This is a genomic window from Micromonospora sp. NBC_01638 (genome assembly GCF_045209745.1).
Lineage (GTDB): Bacteria > Actinomycetota > Actinomycetes > Mycobacteriales > Micromonosporaceae > Micromonospora.
The window spans coordinates 1,914,266-1,930,099 of sequence record NZ_CP109273.1 but is presented as its reverse complement, the minus strand read 5'-3'; the positions used below and the strand labels follow the sequence as shown (position 1 = coordinate 1,930,099).

Here is a 15,834-nt window from a genome sequence, read left to right as displayed (position 1 = left end):
ATCTCATTCATGATTTCGGTCGACCGGCAGGTCGACGATCCGGGCGCGCAGCAACTCGCCGAGCGCCTTGGCCTGCGGGTCGAAGCGGGTGGACGCGGCCACCCCCGCCCCGAGCAGGCCCTCGATCACGAAGTTGACCGCCCGCAGGTTCGCCAACTCGTAGCGCTGCACCGACAGCGGCGCGGTCTCCGGCAGCAGCTCGGCCAGTCGCTCCACCGTCAACCAGGTGCGCAGCCACGCGTACCCGGCTTCGGTTCGCGCCCAGACACCGAGGTTGGCATCCCCACCCTTGTCTCCGGAGCGCGCGCCGACCAACTCGCCGAGCGCCCCGCGCCGGGTAGGGCCGTCGACCGCCGCGTCACCGCCCGGGACTGTCTCGGGCTCCGAGGCGGGGGCGGTGCGGCTCGGCGGGGCGATCGGCACCCGCTCACCGCTGGGCAGCACCGCGACATGCGCCACTGCGTCCTGCGGCACCGCGTCGGCGGTGAACACGCCGTACGGTGTCGCGTCGCCCGGCAGGGTGGTCAGCGTGCAGCCCGGGTACGAGGCGAGTGCCAGCTCCACCGCGGCGGCCGAGAAGGCCCGTCCGGCCCGCGCCTTGTCGCCGTCGCGCAGGTGGACGTGGAGCAGGGCGCTGGCAGCCTCGGTGTCGGCGGCATCCGGGTGGTCGGTCCGGGCCAGCACGAACTCCAGCCCGTCCTTGCCCACCGCCTCCTCGACCTGCGCCCGGACCAGAGACGCCTTCGCCTCGATATCCAGCCCACAGAGGACGAATGTCATCGAGTTGCGGAACCCGCCGAGGTTGTTGACGCCCACCTTGAGCGTGGCCGGCGGCGGCGTGCCCCGGACACCGGAGACCCGGACCCGGTCCGGTCCGTCGGGGCGCAACGTCACCGTGTCCAGTCGGGTGACCACGTCCGGACCCAGGTACGCCGGCCCACCGATCTCGTAGAGCAGTTGGGCGGTGACCGTCTCCACGGTGACCACGCCGCCGGTACCCGCATGTTTGGTGAGCACCGTTGAACCATCGACGTGCACCTCGGCGATCGGGAATCCGGGCCGATGCCCGCCGTCGGGCAGCTCGGTGAAGAAGCTGAAGTTGCCACCGGTGACCTGTGCGCCGCACTCGACGAGGTGCCCCGCGACGGTCGCTCCGGCCAGCTTGTCGAGGTCGTCGCGGCCCCACCCGTACCGGGCGATGGCCGGGCCGACCACCAGCGACGCGTCGGTGACTCGGCCCGTGACCACTACGTCCGCACCGCCGTCGAGGCAGGCGGCGATCCCGAACGCGCCCAGGTAGGCGTTCGCGCTCAACGCGTCCGGACGCTGGATCGTGTCGCCCTCGACGTACCCGACCTGGACTGGCAGGCCCAGACGGCTGGCGAGGGCGTCGATGGCGGCGGCCAGACCGGCCGGGTTCAGCCCGCCGGCGTTGGTCACGATCCGCACCCCCCGGTCTAGGGCGGTGCCGAGGCACGTCTCCAGTTGACGCAGGAACGTCTTCGCGTAGCCCAGGTCGGGGTCGCGCAGGCGGTCCCGAGCGAGGATCAGCATGGTCAACTCGGCCAGGTAGTCCCCGGTCAGTACGTCCAACTCGCCGCCGTCGAGCATCTCCCGCCAAGCGCTGAACCGGTCGCCGTAGAAGCCGGAGGCGTTTCCGATCCGGATCATGCGCGTACCCCGTCCGTGCCGGCGGCGGGCGTGAGGAGGGTGGCGAGCTGGCGCTTCCAGGTGGTCAACAGGGCGGTGCGGCGGGCCGAGTCGTCACTGAGCAGGTTGGCCACCCCGAGCCCGCGGAGCAGGTCGAGGGTGGCCTGCACCGCTTCGCGGACTCCGGGTCGGCGCTCGTCGACGCCGAGCAGGGCGACGGTGAGGCGGTGCATCTCCCGGCCGACCGTCGCCTCCAGCGGCACCAGCGCGTCCCGCAGCTCCCGATCGGTGCGGGCGGCGACCCAGAGCTCCAGCGCGGCCACGAACAGCGGCCCGGTGAACGCCACGCCGAGCAGGTCGATCACCCGGTCGAGCCGCTGCGGGCCGGCCGGCAACGCTTCGGCCTCGGTGCGCAACTCGGCGGCCCGCCGCTCGGCGAGATGGGCCACGGCGGCCGTCACCAGGGCGGCCTTCGTCGGGTAGTGGTGCAGTTGGGCGCCACGGGAGACACCGGCCCGTGCGGCGACGACGGTGGTCGTGGTGCCGGACCAGCCGTGCTCGATCAGGCAGTCGACGGTCGCTTCCAGCAGCCGGGCCTGGGTGGCGCGGCTGCGCTCCTGCTGAGGGACACGCGTCGATGCGGTGGACACGGGAACAGCCTGCGGCCTCCGAAACAAACAGTCAAGACTGACTTTTTCTAGGCCACGGCGCGCGCGGAAGTGCGGCGCCGCCGCCGTGCGGTGGCGGCGCGGCTCAGAGGGTGGGCGCGGTGTGCTGGCTCGCTGTGGAGCTGATGTCACAAACGAGTCATCCGTCGGTCGCGTGCGTCGGTCGCATCCGGTGATGTCGCAAACGATTCAGCTCCAAAGGCACCCCGACCCCATGTCCCCAGCCGCACCCTCACCGCGGATGCTGCGCCACGTCCAGGAAATCTGCGCCCGGCAGACGCAAACGTCCCCGCCTCCCGTCGGTGACGGGAGGCGGGGACGGAATGTGCTGCTCAGACGCGGGCGCGACGGGCGAGGCGCTCCGGGTCCAGGATGATGATGCTCTTGCCGTCCAGCCGCAGCCAACCGCGCGAGGCAAAGTCGGCCAGCGCCTTGTTGACCGTCTCCCGGGAGGCGCCAACGAGCTGGGCGATCTCCTCCTGGGTGAGATCGTGGGTCACCCGCAGCACGCCGCCGTCCCGGGTGCCGAACCGGCCGGCCATCTGGAGCAGGTTCTTGGCGACCCGGCCCGGCACGTCCGTGAAGATCAGGTCGGCGAGCGAGTCGTTGGTCCGGCGCAGCCGCCGGGCGAGCACCCGGAGCAACTGCTCGGCGATCTCCGGGCGGTTGTTCAGCCAGGGCCGCAGCGCCTGCTTGCGCAGTCGCACCAGCCGGGTGTCGGTCACCGCGGTGGCGGTCGCCGTACGCGGACCGGGGTCGAAGAGCGACAGCTCACCGACCATGTCCGACGGCCCCATCACCGCAATCAGGTTCTGCCGGCCGTCCGCTGCGCGGCGACCAACCTTGATCTTCCCGGACAGCAGGATATAGAGGCTGTCACCGGGCTCGCCCTCATTGAAGACGATTTCGCCCTTGCGGACCTCGATCGTCTCCATCTCCTTGGCGAGCGCCTCGGCAGCTTCCGGGTCAACACCCTGGAAGATCCCGCTGCGGGCAAGTACCTCGTCCATCGCGCACCTCCGGTTACGCGTGCCGTCCGTCGGCGGGTCCGCCGTCCGCTGATCCCCTCGCGCGCCGCCAAGTCTAGGCGCACGTGAGCAGGAATCAGAGGTCGCCCCTGGAATCTTGATCGGTGGGCGTAACCTGCCCGACGTGCTGAGCGAGCCGATTCTGACCAGCCGCGCCGAGGATGGGCGCGATATTCCGCTGCTCGTCTGGCATGCGGACGTGCCCCTGCGAGCGGTCAGCAGTGGCCCACTGGGCGGCGGCATCGGGGTCCGGCGCTGGGTGCTGAACGCGACCGTACCCATGTCGTACGACCGGGACGACCCTGCCGTGCACCTGGTGGCGCTCGCCGCGGACCTGGCCCTCGACGGGCCCGGGGTTGGTCTGCTGACCGGCGTCAATGTGGCTGAGGTGGTGGCGCGGACCGACACCGGGGTGCGGGCCTGGGCGACTGTCGGGCTCGGCACACCGGTGCTCGCGGCCGCGCCAGCTCCGGCCGGGCTCGCCCAGCGTGTCGGCACGGTCAACATCGTGGTGTACGTGCCGGCCCGGCTCGCCGACTCGGCACTGGTCAACGCGGTGGCCACCGCGACCGAGGCGAAGACCCAGGCGATCACCGAGCTGGGGTTGCCGGGGACCGGCACCCCGACCGACGCGGTCACCGTGCTCTGCCCGGTCGACGGGCCGGAGGCCGCGTACGCCGGGCCGCGCTCCACCTGGGGCGCTCCGCTCGCCCGAGCGGTGCACGCCGCAGTGCTCGCCGGGGGTGCACGGGCGGTCGTGCCCTGGTCCGAGCAGCTCACCGGCTAACTTCCACCCGATCGGCTGTCGTCGGCGCGTTCACAGCCCGGTAGGGTCGCCAGCGATGTACGCTTCCGCCCCTCTCGCGTCCCGCCCGCGCCGCCGCGTCGCCCTCGGCCTCGCCGCGCTGCTGGCCGCCCTGCTCGCCGCCGGCTGTGCCGATCCCGGCGGCGAGGCCCCCGTCTGGCAGCCAGGCGCCGGAGGCGGTGGCACCGGCGCGCCCGTGTCCACGGCCGGCCCGAAGGCCACCGGGCCTGCGGCTTCCGGTGCGGGCGGCGCGATCTCGCTCTCCGCCACCGGCGACATCATCATGGGCAACGCGCCGAGCCGGCTGCCGGCCGCAGGCGGTAAGGGCTTCTTCACCTCGGTCACCGAGGCGCTCAAGGCCGACCTGGTGATGGGCAACCTGGAGGAGCCGCTGACGGTGGACACCGGCACCGGCAAGTGCGGGGCCAACTCCACCCGCTGCTTCCAGTTCCGGGCCCCACCGGAGTACGCCGCACACCTGCGCGACGCCGGCTTCGACGTGCTCAACCAGGCCAACAACCACGGCTACGACTACGGGCCGAAGGGCTACGAGAACACCCAGAAGGCGCTGGAGAAGTACGACCTGGAGCACACCGGGGCGCCGGACCAGATCACCGTGGTCGATGTCAAGGGCGTCAAGGTCGCCGTGGCCGGCTTCTCGTCGTACGTCTGGTCCAACAGTCTGGTCGACATCGCCAAGGCGAAGACGGTGGTCGCCAAGGCGGCCACCATGGCCGACCTGGTCGTGGTGCAGGTGCACATGGGTGGCGAGGGAGCGGACAAGACCCGGGTGAAGCCGGGCACCGAGATGTTCCTGGGTGAAAACCGGGGTGACCCGGTGAAGTTCTCGCACGCCATGATCGACGCCGGGGCCGACCTGATCGTCGGGCACGGGCCGCACGTGCTGCGCGGGATGGAGTTCTACCAGGGCCGCCTCATCGCCTACAGCCTGGGCAATTTCGCCGGTGGCGGCAACTCGCTGAGCAACACCGGCCGTCTCGGCTGGGGCGGGGTGCTGAAGGTGTCGCTCAACCCGGACGGCAGCTGGGCCGGTGGCTCGTTCACCTCGACGTACATGAACTCCGCCGGCAAGCCGACGATGGACCCGGACGACCGGGGCCTGGGCCTGGTCACCGAGTTGAGCCGCACCGACTTCCAGAAGGGCGGCGCCCGGCTCGACGGGCAGGGCAAGATCTCGCCGCCGACCGCCGGTTGACCCGGCGGGAACGTCCGGGGCGCGACGTAGGCTGACCGTCGTGACCAGTAGTCCTCCCGACGCCAGCGAGACCGACCTCGGGCGCAAACGTCGTGCCCGCAAGATCGGCCGGGTGCTGGCCGAGACCCACCCCGACGCGCATTGTGAGCTGGACCACTCCAACGCCCTGGAGCTGGCCGTCGCCACCATCCTCTCCGCGCAATGTACGGACAAGAAGGTCAACGAGGTCACTCCCAAGCTCTTCGCCCGCTACCCGGACGCCGCCGCGTACGCAGGAGCCGACCGGGGCGAGATGGAGGAGCTGATTCGGCCCACCGGCTTCTACCGCAACAAGACCAACTCGCTGCTCAAGCTCGGCCAGACCCTCCTCGACCGGTACGACGGCGAGGTCCCCGGCCGGCTCGTCGACCTGGTGACGCTGCCCGGTATCGGCCGCAAGACCGCCAACGTGATCCTCGGCAACGCCTTCGACGTCCCGGGCATCACCGTCGACACGCACTTCCAGCGGCTGGTCCACCGGTGGCAGCTCACCACCGAGACCGACCCGGTCAAGATCGAGCACGCGATCGGCGCGCTGTACGACAAGCGCGACTGGACCATGCTGTCGCACCGGATCATCTTCCACGGGCGGCGGGTCTGCCACGCCCGCAAGCCGGCCTGCGGTGCGTGCACCCTCGCGAAGCTCTGCCCCTCGTACGGCACCGGGACGACCGAGCCGGCCGCCGCCGCCAAGCTGCTCAAGGGCCCCCGGGCGCGCGACCTCGCCGTGGCTGCCGGGGTCGACCCGGAGTTGGTGCCCGCGCAGGCGGTCGCTGCGGAGGTGCCGTGAACAGGCGCCTCGCCCTCCTGGTCCTGCCGCTGCTGCTGGCCGCCGCCGGGTGCACCAGCGGTGCGGCCGACGACGGTCCGGCCCCCGGCCGGGCCGCCGCTGAGCGACCATCGCCGTTCCGGGATTGCGCCACGCTGAGCACCGCGCCCACCGCCGTATCGCCCGGCTCCGCCACGACAACCCCCGCCACGCCCGGCTCCGGCACGACGGCCTCCGCCGCTGGCGGGCAGGCGCTACCGGAGCTGACGCTGTCCTGCTTCACCGGCGGTGCCCCCGTCGCTCTGCGGGACGTGGCCGGGCCGGCGGTGATCAACGTGTGGGCGTCCTGGTGCGGGCCGTGCCGCAAGGAGCTGCCCGCCTTCCAGCGGCTCAGCGAGCGTGCCGCCGGGCGACTCCAGGTGGTCGGGGTCAACACCCGGGACAGCCGGGGCGGTGCCCAGTCCATCGGCGAGGACTTCGGCGTACGGTTCCCGATCCTGGTCGACCAGGGCGACGCGCTGCAACGGGAGTTGAAGCGCAACGCCTTCCCGCTGACCCTCTTCGTCGACGCGCAGGGCCGGATCCGGCACGTGGACGCCACCGGTGCGCTCAACGACGCCCAGCTCGCCAAGCTGGTCCGCCAACACCTTGGCCTGGCGGTGCCGGGTTGACCAGTCGACCCCCCGAGTGGATCGAGCCGTTGCTGACCCGGCTGGGCACCGCCCGCGTCGAGGACTTCACCCGGCTGACCACCCCGGCCGAGGGTGGCCGGGAGAGCGCCGTGCTGGTGCTGCTCGGTGAGCAGCCCGGCGCCGGCCCCGACGTGCTCGTCCTGCAACGGGCCGCGACCCTACGCCACCACGCCGGCCAGCCGGCCTTTCCCGGTGGCGCGGCCGACCCGGAGGACGCCGACGTCCGCGCCACCGCCCTGCGCGAGGCGAACGAGGAGGTCGGCCTCGACCCGACCAGCGTGACCGTGCTGGCCGAGCTGCCGAAACTGTGGATCCCGGTCAGCGACTTCGTGGTCACACCTGTGCTGGCCTGGTGGCACGATCCGCACCCGGTGCACTCCCGGGAGCCGGCCGAGGTGGCGCACGTCGCCCGGCTGCCGGTCAGCGAGCTGGTCGACCCGGCCAACCGGCTGCGGGTCCGTCACCCGAGCGGCTGGATCGGGCCGGCGTTCTCGGCGCGCGGGATGCTTGTCTGGGGCTTCACCGCCGGGGTGCTGGCCACCCTGCTCGAGATGGGCGGTTGGGCCCGCCCGTGGCCGCGCGGCCGGGTGCTGGAGCTGCCGCCGACCGGGGCGACCCCGGCGCCGTCGGCCGGCACCGACGAGGCCGACGAGACCGCCCTGCGCTGACCGCACCGTCACCTTCCGCAAGCGGTGGTCATCTGGCGGGCGCACTGCCCGTACGCTTGACCCGTGTCCGTCGTGGATCTCGTCCTGCTGCTGCTCATGCTCGTGTTCGCGATCAGCGGATACCGTCAAGGCTTCGTGATCGGCATCACGTCGCTGTCCGGCTTCTTCCTGGGTCTGCTGCTGGGCCTCCAGCTTGGGCCGCTGTTCGCCCGGCAGTTCGTGGACGCCGGCACCCGCGTGCTGATCTCGCTCGTGGCGATCTTCGGGCTGGCTGTGGTGGGGCAGGCGCTCGCTGGCTGGCTCGGCTCGCACCTGCGCAAAACGATCACCAGCGACGTGGGCAAACGGATCGACGACGTCGGTGGGGCATTCGTCTCGCTGTTCGCGGTGCTCCTGCTCGCCTGGCTGGTCGCCGTGCCGCTCGGCTCGTCGTCGGTGCCCTGGCTCGCCGCCTCGGTGCGCAACAGCGCGTTGATCACGGTGGTCAACCGGGTCCTGCCGGAACAGGCCCACCAGTTGTCCACCGCGCTGGAGGACACCGTCGACACCGACGGGTTCCCGGACGTCTTCGGTGACCTCGCGCCCACGCGGGCCCGGCAGGTCGACCCGCCCGACCCGGCGCTGGCCGGTTCACAGGTGGTGGTCAACGGTCAACGGTCGGTCGTCAAGGTGCTCGGCTCCGCGCCCAGCTGCTCACGCCGCATCGAGGGATCCGGCTTCGTGTACGCCGACGACCGGGTGATGACCAACGCACACGTCGTCGCCGGCACCCGCTCGGTCGCTGTGGAGCTGGGCGGCGAGCGGTACGACGGCAAGGTGGTGGTCTACGACCCGGACCGGGACCTGGCCGTGCTGCTCGTGCCCGGGCTGCCCGGTCCGTCCCTGCGGTTCGCCGCCGGCAACGCGGGCAGCGGCTCCGACTCCATCGTGCTCGGCTTCCCGCTCGACGGTCCCTACAACGCGCAGTCGGCGCGGATTCGCGACGTCGACCGGATCAAAGGGCCGGACATCTACTCCTCCGGCGACGTCACCCGGGAGATCTACACGATCCGGGCACTGGTCCGCAGCGGCAACTCCGGCGGCCCGCTGCTCTCCGCCAACGGCCTGGTGCTCGGCGTGATCTTCGCGGCGGCGGCCGACGACCCGAACACCGGCTTCGCGGTGACCGCGGCCGAGGCCCGCCCGGTGGCGTTGGCCGGCGCCGAACGCAACCGGCAGGTCGCCACCGGCGAGTGCACCTGACCGCTGGGCGCAGTCAGCTCCGGGCCGGCGCGGCCGGTCGCCCCACGGTCGGCAGCTTCGCCCGCCCCCACCGCAGCCCTCGGTCCAACACGGTCCGGGCCATGATCGCGACACAGGTGCCGCCGTTGAGGAAGGACGCCAGCACGTCGCTCGGGTGGTGCATTCCCCGATACATCCGGGTCAGCGCCACCCCCAGCGGCACCATCAGCAGCAGCGTCCACCAGGCGACCTTCGCCCCGGTGCTCCGCACCCGCAACGCCATCAGCACGGCAATACCGACATAGAGCGCCACCGCCGCCGAAGTGTGCCCGGACGGGAAGCTCGACGTGGGCGGCGAGACATCCATGTGCTCCACCGCCGGCCGCCGTCGGTCGATCGCCAGCGTGGTCAGCAGGAACACCAGCGCCTGGGCGGTCACCGCCGCGCACAGGAACAGCGGCTCCCGCCAACGCTTCAGCCAGAGACGCAGTGCCAACGCCACCAGCACGGTGACCACGACGATCAGCTGGGTGCTGGCCAGCGTGCTGAACACCAGCGAGACGTCGTTCCAGCCGCCGGTGCGGTCGGCGGCAAACTCCCGGTTCACCGCGTCCTCCACGGTGAACGGCCAGGTCCGGGCGAACACCCGGGTGACCAGCACCCCGAGCAGCACCATGACGCCGAGCAGGAGGGACACCGGCAGCAGCACCCGCCGGACGATCTGGACCACGGTGTCGGACATGCGTCGGCCAGTACCCGGCTGGCCCCGCCGGCACGCCTCAGGCCGCTCCGGGATGCCGCTCGACCTCTGGAGCGACACCGTCACGGGCCGGCCGGACCGGCCGGAGTCCGGTGTGCGCCCGCCAACTGGTGAACGCGGCGGTGGTCGCCGCGACCACCGCGACACCGAGCAGCCAGCCGCCCAGCACGTCGCTGGTGAAGTGCACGCCGAGCGCCACCCTGCTCAGCCCGGTCACCACGGTGATCAGCACCGCAGCGGCCCACAGCGCGACCCGCGCCGCTGCCCGCCTGGCGTACGGCAGGAGCACCAGCAGCAGCACCCCGGCGGCCAGGGTGGCGTTCAGCGCATGCCCGGAGGGGAACGAGTAGCCGGCGGCCCGTGCCACCGGTTCCAGCAACTCCGGCCGGTCCCGGCCAACGAGCAGCTTGAGCAGCGGACCGAACAACCCACCGACCACCATGGTGGTGGTCGCCCAGAGGGCCAGCCGGCGGGCTCCCCGGCGCAGCAGCCAGATCACCAGGAGCAGGACGACGGCGCGCAGCGGCATCGGCGCGAACACCTCGGTCCAGATCCGCATCAGCACGACCCAGGTCGGGTGGTCGAGCGCATAGCCGTGCAGCGCGTCGGTGACCGCCGCGTCCAGCCGGTGCAGCGGTGCCCAGGCGCCGAGCACCAGCAGCGCGAGCAGCGCGAAGGGCACCAGCACCAGGAACGCCGCCGCCGCGGCCAGGGTCAGCCGCAGACCCAGCGAATTGTCCGGGTCGAGTCGGCGGTGCCGCCAGGACGGCTGGCCGATGGGCGCGAGAGTGGGCGGCCGATGCGTACTCATGGGTCGGTTCTACCCGCCCGGGCGACCGGTCAGGCCTGCTGGTGGGCGGTGATCAACGGGCCCGTTGACGGAGCCGGCGCACCAGCAGAGCGGTGCCGCCGACCAGGGCGACGAGAAGCACGACCCCGGTCCACAGTTGCTCCGGTGCGGATGTGTCCGGGCCGCCCGCCGCCCGGGCCGTCCACCTGGTCTGCTGGCGGTTTGCGGCGAGACCGAGCGGATCACTGCCGGCACCGGCGACCTGGTCGTCGTCGGCCAAGCCGGGAGCCGGGCCGAAACCAGTCACACCCGGCGACTTGTGATCGTCCAGCGGGTTGGCGGTCACCGGCGGCACCTGGGCGGTCAGTGCGGCCACCGGGTCGACCACGCCGTACCCGAAGCGGTCGTCCCGCCCGGTCGGGCCGAGGTCCCGGGCCGTGGCCAGCAAGCGGTTGACCACCTCACCCGCGGGCATCTGCGGATAGCGGGACCGGACCAGCGCGGCGGTGGCCGTCACCAGTGGTGCGGCGAAGCTGGTGCCCTGCACCCGCCAGTACCCACTGGGAGGCTTCGCGCCGACCAGCCCGCTGGCGGGAGCGGTCAGCACCGTCGCCCGGCCGGTGATCGACCCGGACCACAGGTTGTCGCTGCTGCGTTCGAGGCCGGCGACCGCGATCACACCCGGCTCACGGGCCGGATACCAGACCTTGGTGTCGCTGGAGGTGGCCAGGTTGCCGGTGCAGGCGATCACGACCACGTCCCGAACGAACGCGTAGTCCAGGGCCGCGGCCAGGGCCAGGCTGTCGCCGCTGCCGCCCAACGACAGGTTGATCACGCGGGCGCCATGGTCGACCGCCCAGCGAACCCCCTGGGCGACGATCAACGCGTCGTCGTAGCGGTTCTGGTCGTCGAGCACCCGGACCGGCAGGATCCGGGCGTCCGGCGCGAGGCCGACCGCGCCCCGCTTGTCGTCGTTGCGCCCGGCGATCAGGCCGGCGACCGTCGTGCCGTGCCCCACCGGATCCGGGCCCGCACCACCGTTGGGACCAACCAGGTCCACGCCGGGCAGCACCTGGCCGACCAGATCGGGATGAGTGCCGTCCACACCGGAGTCGATCACCGCGACGGTCACGCCCCGACCGGTCGACGTGCGCCAGGCCGTTTCGGCCTGCAACTCGTCGAGCTGCCACTGCTCGTCGCGGACCTGGTCGGTGCGAGCGACGGCGTCGCCGGGGGCGAACGTCATCGGCGCGCCGGCGAGCTGTCCCCCGTTGGTGGGCGCGGCGACGGGCACGGCTGCCGCGGTCGGGGCCACAACGGCGAACGCCGCAGCCACACCGAGCAGCGCCCGAACGACTGCCCGTTGGGCCGCCGACGGACCGCTGTGCCGCACCCCAGTCACATCCCCAGCCATTCATCCCGACGGAACCACGACGATCGGAGATTACCGGTTTCCCCACCCGTCACGGGAAGAACCGGCGAGTCAGGTCATGGTGGCGGCAGTTGTGCGAGCTGAACGAGGCGTACGCCCTCTCGTCGGGTGACCAGTCGGCCACGCCCCGGCGGCAGCGGTCCAGGCCGCACCGGCCCGACGAGTGCGCCCTCATCCGGGCTGCCCGCCATCACCAGCCCGGCGGTGGACAGCTCCCGCAGCCGCTGCACGATCGGCTCGTACTGGGCGCGACCCGCGCCACCGGATCGGCGGGCCAGCACCAGGTGCAGCCCGACGTCCCGGGCGTGCGGCAGGTGCTCCTCCAGCGCCCGCAACGGATTCGCCGGCCCAGCCGCCACCAGGTCGTAGTCGTCCACCAGCACGAACAGCTCCGGCCCGGACCACCAGGACCGGTCCCGCAACTGCTGCGGAGTGACCTCTGGGCCGGGGGCCCGCCGCTCCAGGTACCCGGCGGCCGACTCGACCAGGTCGGCGGTGTGCGCCGCGGCGGTGCCGTAGCCGATCAGGTGTGGTGTCTCGATGGCACCGAGCAGGCTGCGCCGGTAGTCGACCAGGATCATCCGGGCCTGCTCGGGGGTGAACCGGGTGATGATCGACGTCGCCAGCGCGCGCAGGAACGACGATTTGCCGCACTCCGAGTCCCCGAAGACGACGAAGTGTGGCTCGGCGGCGAAGTCGAGCAGCACCGGTCGCAGGTCCGCCTCCGCGATCCCGATCGGTAGCCGCAGCCCGGTCGTCGCGGCGAGGTCCAGATCGGCGTACGGCAGCACCGGCGGGAGCAGTCGGACCCGGGGCGCCAGCGGGCCCGCCGACCCGTCGGCGACCCGCTTGACCAGATCGGCGGTGTCCCCGTTGGCGGCAGCGAGCTGGGGCAGCGCGGTGAGGAAGTGCAGGCCCTCCGCGGTCACCCCTCGGCCGGAGCGCTCCGGCACGTTCGCGGCCGCGCGCCGGGCCACCAGCGAGTCGGCCGGGTCGCCGAGGCGCAACTCCAACCGGGAGCCGAACAGGTCCCGGATCGCCGGGCGGAAGTCCAGCCAGCGCAGCGCGCTGGCGACCACGTGCAGCCCGTACGACAGGCCCCGGGTGGCCAGGTCGGTGACCAGTGGCTCCAGGTCGTCGTACTCGCCTCGGATGCTGCTCCAACCGTCGATCACCAGGAACACGTCGCCGAACGGATCGGCGCCCGGCTGGCTGGTCGCCCCCGCCGTGGACCGGCGCTGCCGGTACGCGGCCATCGACTCCACGCCCAGCTCCCCGAAGCGGCGCTCCCGATCGGCCAGCAGGGTGGTCATCTCGCCGACGGTGCGCCGGACGGCGGTCGGGTCGGCACGTCCGGTCACCCCGCCCACGTGCGGGAGGTCGCGCAGCGCGGCCAGCCCGCCACCACCGAAGTCGAGGCAGTAGACCTGCACCTCGGCCGGAGTGTGGGTGAGCGTCAGCGCGCAGATCAGCGTGCGGAGCGCGGTGGACTTGCCGCTCTGCGGTGCGCCGACCACCGCGACGTGCCCGGCCGCGCCGTCCAGCGCCAGCCAGAGCAGGTCCCGGCGCTGCTCCAACGGCTTGTCCACGACGGCCAGCGGCACTCCGAGTGCGCCGTGCAGCTCCGGGTTGCCCACGGTGAGCCCGCGCTTCGGGTTCACCTCCAGCGGGCCGAGCAGCTCGTCCAGGGCCGGTGGTTGACCGAGCGGCGGGAGCCAGACCTGGTGGGCCGGCGGGCCCTGCCCGACGAGCCGGTCCACCAGCAGGTCGAGCAGTATCTCTCTGCTCTCCTCCTCTGCCACGACGGGCGCGACCGGGGTTGCCGGCTCGGGCACCGGCACGACGTGAGTGGTGAAGGTGCGCAGCCGTGCGCCCCCCTCGGCGGTGACGCCGGCTGTCGCGGCCCGACGGCGGACGGCGCCGGAGACGTACGCGGCCTTGAACCGCGCCAGCGGGTCGGTGCCGGCGCGCAGGTAGCCATGGCCCGGCGACCGGGGCAGCTCGTGCGCGTCCGGTACCCCGAGCACGGTGCGGGACTCCAGCGCGGAGAAGGTCCGCAACCCGATCCGGTACGAGAGATGGGTGTCCAGCCCGCGGAGCCGACCCTCCTCCAGCCGCTGGCTGGCGAGCAGCAGGTGCACGCCGAGTGACCGGCCCAGCCGGCCGATCTGCACGAACAGGTCGATGAAGTCGGGCTTGGCGGAGAGCAGTTCGGAGAATTCGTCGCAGATCAGCAGCAGCGACGGCAGCGGGGCCAGTGGGCTGCCGGCCGCCCGGGCCCGCTCGTAGTCGCGCACGCTGGCGAAGTTGCCGGCGCGCCGCAGCAGCTGCTGGCGGCGGACCAGCTCCCCGTTGATGGCGTCGACCATCCGGTCGACCAGGGGCAACGCGTCGGCCAGGTTGGTGATCACGGCCGCGGTGTGCGGCAGCCGGTCGAAGGAGGCGAAGGTGGCGCCGCCCTTGAAGTCGACCAGCACGAAGTTGAGCTGCTCGGAGCTGTGCGTGGCGGCCAGCCCCAGCACCAGCGTGCGGAGCAGCTCGGACTTGCCGGAACCGGTCGCCCCGATGAGCAGACCGTGCGGGCCCATCCCGTCCTGGGCGGACTCCTTGAGGTCCAGCTCGATGGCACCGCCGTCCGCGCCCACCCCGATCGGCACCCGGAGCCGGTCCCGTGCCGAGCGCGGCAGCCAGCCCTGCTCGGCCGTGAAGCTCCCCGGGTCGCCGAGACCGAGTAGTTCGGGAAGACCCAGGTCGGCCTGGAGCGGGGCGTCCGGTCCGCGTGCCGCACCGGCGAGCCGGAGCGGCGCCAACCGTCGGGCGACCGCCTCGGCGTCGGCGAGGTCCAGCTGGTCGGCGGTGCCCACCTCGGCGTGCCCATCGGACGACCACGAGTGCAGCCGCCGACCGTGCAACTCCAGCAGCAGCGCGTACCGGTCCAGCAGCCGAGGCGGTGGGGTGTCCAGGTCCAGCACGGTGACCGCGTCGATGCCGCCGTCACCGGTCAGGTCACTGGCGCCGGTGAGGTCGCCGCCGTCGAGGACCACCACGACGTGCGGGCCGTCGGTGGCCGCACCGGCCGGGCTGAACCGGGACCGGCTGGCCAGCACGTCGGCCAGCAGCCCTTCCAGTTCGGCGGCGGAGCTGGTGACCAGCCGTACCGGCCCGAGCGCGTCGTTGCGGCCGGGATGGTGGGCGTGCGGGAGCCATTTCACCCATTCCCAGCAGGTGCGGCGTTCCGGCCCGGCGCAGACCGCGACGAGCAGCTCGTCGGGGGCGTGGAAGACCGCCAGTTGGGTCAGCACGGCCCGGACCAGCGCCTGCGCCGCCGGGTCGCCGGTGGGTGGCCCGCTGGTGGTCGGGGTGGCGCCCCCGGGGCGGCCGGCGGGCCGGACGTGCACCCGGGCGAAGCTGCGCAGCGACAGCGCCACCGGCAGGTCGGGCACCACGGAGTACGCGTCCAGGAAGCGGCGCAGCGCGCCGGCGGTCATCGGTTCCAGCTCCTCCAGCGGCCGGGTGACCGGCGGGACGAGCGGAGTGGCCAGGGTCTGTGGCCCGACGGCGACCCGCACCACCGCGAAATCCGGGTCGGCGGGGCGCCGCTCCCAGACCCGGTGGCTGTCCACGGTCGACCAGAGTCCGCCCGGGTCCGGGTGCCGGTAGTAAAGGCCGGCCCGCTGCTGTCCAACGGTCCGTCGGACCCGTCGCCGCAGCGTGGCCAGGTGGCGCAGGTACTCCCTGCGGGCTGCCATCATCTCGGACTTCTTCGGGGTGCCGGAGGCGCTGCCCCAGGAGGTCACCAGCATCGCCAACGAGGAGAGCCCGAACATTCCGCCCACCACGTACGAGTAGGCGCCGCCGCCTCGGCCGAACATCATCGCCATCGCCACCGTGCCGCCGAGCATGGGCAGCAGCATGAACATCTGCTGCCACCGCCCGCCGGCCACCACGGGGATCTCCGGCGGCGCGTCGACCGGCAGCTCCCCGGCGGGGATCTCCGGCGCTGGTCGACGCGGCGGACGCTTGATGACGACGGTGGACACTCGGCCTCCTGACAGCGCTGGGTAACCCGAGCCTGGCTCATGGTAGGTAAAGTCCT

At 72.6% G+C, this 15,834-nt stretch carries 13 protein-coding genes; 6 read left to right on the top strand and 7 right to left on the bottom strand.

Features of this window, described 5'->3' with window-relative positions:
- Nucleotides 1–3 precede the first annotated feature (3 nt).
- From OG811_RS09115 to OG811_RS09105, 3 genes are all read right to left on the bottom strand, one after another.
- Nucleotides 4–1,671: an acyclic terpene utilization AtuA family protein gene (locus tag OG811_RS09115; protein WP_406073378.1), complete on the bottom strand. Its 1,668-nt coding sequence runs from the start codon at nt 1,669–1,671 to the stop codon at nt 4–6.
- Nucleotides 1,668–2,300: a TetR/AcrR family transcriptional regulator gene (locus OG811_RS09110; protein ID WP_406073376.1), complete on the bottom strand. Its 633-nt coding sequence runs from the start codon at nt 2,298–2,300 to the stop codon at nt 1,668–1,670. Before OG811_RS09110 ends, OG811_RS09115 begins: the two co-directional genes overlap by 4 nt.
- A 350-nt stretch (nt 2,301–2,650) precedes the next feature.
- Nucleotides 2,651–3,328, bottom strand: coding sequence for a Crp/Fnr family transcriptional regulator (locus tag OG811_RS09105; protein ID WP_007466162.1), 678 nt, complete (start codon nt 3,326–3,328; stop codon nt 2,651–2,653).
- 142 nt (nt 3,329–3,470) lie between these two features.
- Between OG811_RS09105 and OG811_RS09100 the strand changes: the two genes are divergently transcribed.
- From OG811_RS09100 to OG811_RS09075, 6 genes are all read left to right on the top strand, one after another.
- Entirely contained in the window at nt 3,471–4,133 is a 663-nt protein-coding gene (locus OG811_RS09100; protein WP_406073374.1) for an adenosylcobinamide amidohydrolase, read from the top strand.
- Nucleotides 4,134–4,188: 55 nt separating this feature from the next.
- Nucleotides 4,189–5,367 (top strand): CapA family protein, encoded by a 1,179-nt coding sequence (locus OG811_RS09095; RefSeq protein ID WP_406073372.1) that lies wholly within the window; start codon nt 4,189–4,191, stop codon nt 5,365–5,367.
- 40 nt (nt 5,368–5,407) lie between these two features.
- The gene (nth, locus tag OG811_RS09090) at nt 5,408–6,196 is read left to right on the top strand and encodes an endonuclease III (RefSeq protein WP_406073370.1); all 789 of its coding nucleotides are present in this window, start codon (nt 5,408–5,410) and stop codon (nt 6,194–6,196) included.
- A complete protein-coding gene (locus tag OG811_RS09085; RefSeq protein ID WP_406073368.1) occupies nt 6,193–6,846 on the top strand; it encodes a TlpA family protein disulfide reductase in 654 nt (217 codons plus the stop codon). Before nth ends, OG811_RS09085 begins: the two co-directional genes overlap by 4 nt.
- Nucleotides 6,843–7,535 (top strand): NUDIX hydrolase, encoded by a 693-nt coding sequence (locus OG811_RS09080; RefSeq protein ID WP_406073366.1) that lies wholly within the window; start codon nt 6,843–6,845, stop codon nt 7,533–7,535. The genes OG811_RS09085 and OG811_RS09080 overlap by 4 nt, the downstream gene beginning before the upstream one ends.
- A 63-nt stretch (nt 7,536–7,598) precedes the next feature.
- Nucleotides 7,599–8,777, top strand: a complete 1,179-nt coding sequence (locus tag OG811_RS09075; RefSeq protein WP_406073364.1) for a MarP family serine protease — start codon at nt 7,599–7,601, stop codon at nt 8,775–8,777.
- 13 nt (nt 8,778–8,790) lie between these two features.
- Here the strand turns inward: OG811_RS09075 and OG811_RS09070 are convergent, their stop codons facing one another.
- From OG811_RS09070 to eccCa, 4 genes are all read right to left on the bottom strand, one after another.
- Nucleotides 8,791–9,498 (bottom strand): phosphatase PAP2 family protein, encoded by a 708-nt coding sequence (locus tag OG811_RS09070; RefSeq protein ID WP_406073362.1) that lies wholly within the window; start codon nt 9,496–9,498, stop codon nt 8,791–8,793.
- 37 nt (nt 9,499–9,535) lie between these two features.
- Nucleotides 9,536–10,327 carry a phosphatase PAP2 family protein gene (locus OG811_RS09065; RefSeq protein WP_406073360.1) on the bottom strand — a complete coding sequence of 264 codons (792 nt, stop codon included), beginning with the start codon at nt 10,325–10,327 and terminating at the stop codon, nt 9,536–9,538.
- Nucleotides 10,328–10,379: 52 nt separating this feature from the next.
- On the bottom strand, nt 10,380–11,720 hold the full coding sequence (gene mycP, locus OG811_RS09060; protein WP_406073358.1) for a type VII secretion-associated serine protease mycosin: 1,341 nt from the start codon (nt 11,718–11,720) through the stop codon (nt 10,380–10,382).
- A 74-nt stretch (nt 11,721–11,794) separates the two neighbouring features.
- Nucleotides 11,795–15,778, bottom strand: coding sequence for a type VII secretion protein EccCa (eccCa, locus tag OG811_RS09055; RefSeq protein ID WP_406073356.1), 3,984 nt, complete (start codon nt 15,776–15,778; stop codon nt 11,795–11,797).
- Nucleotides 15,779–15,834 lie beyond the last annotated feature (56 nt).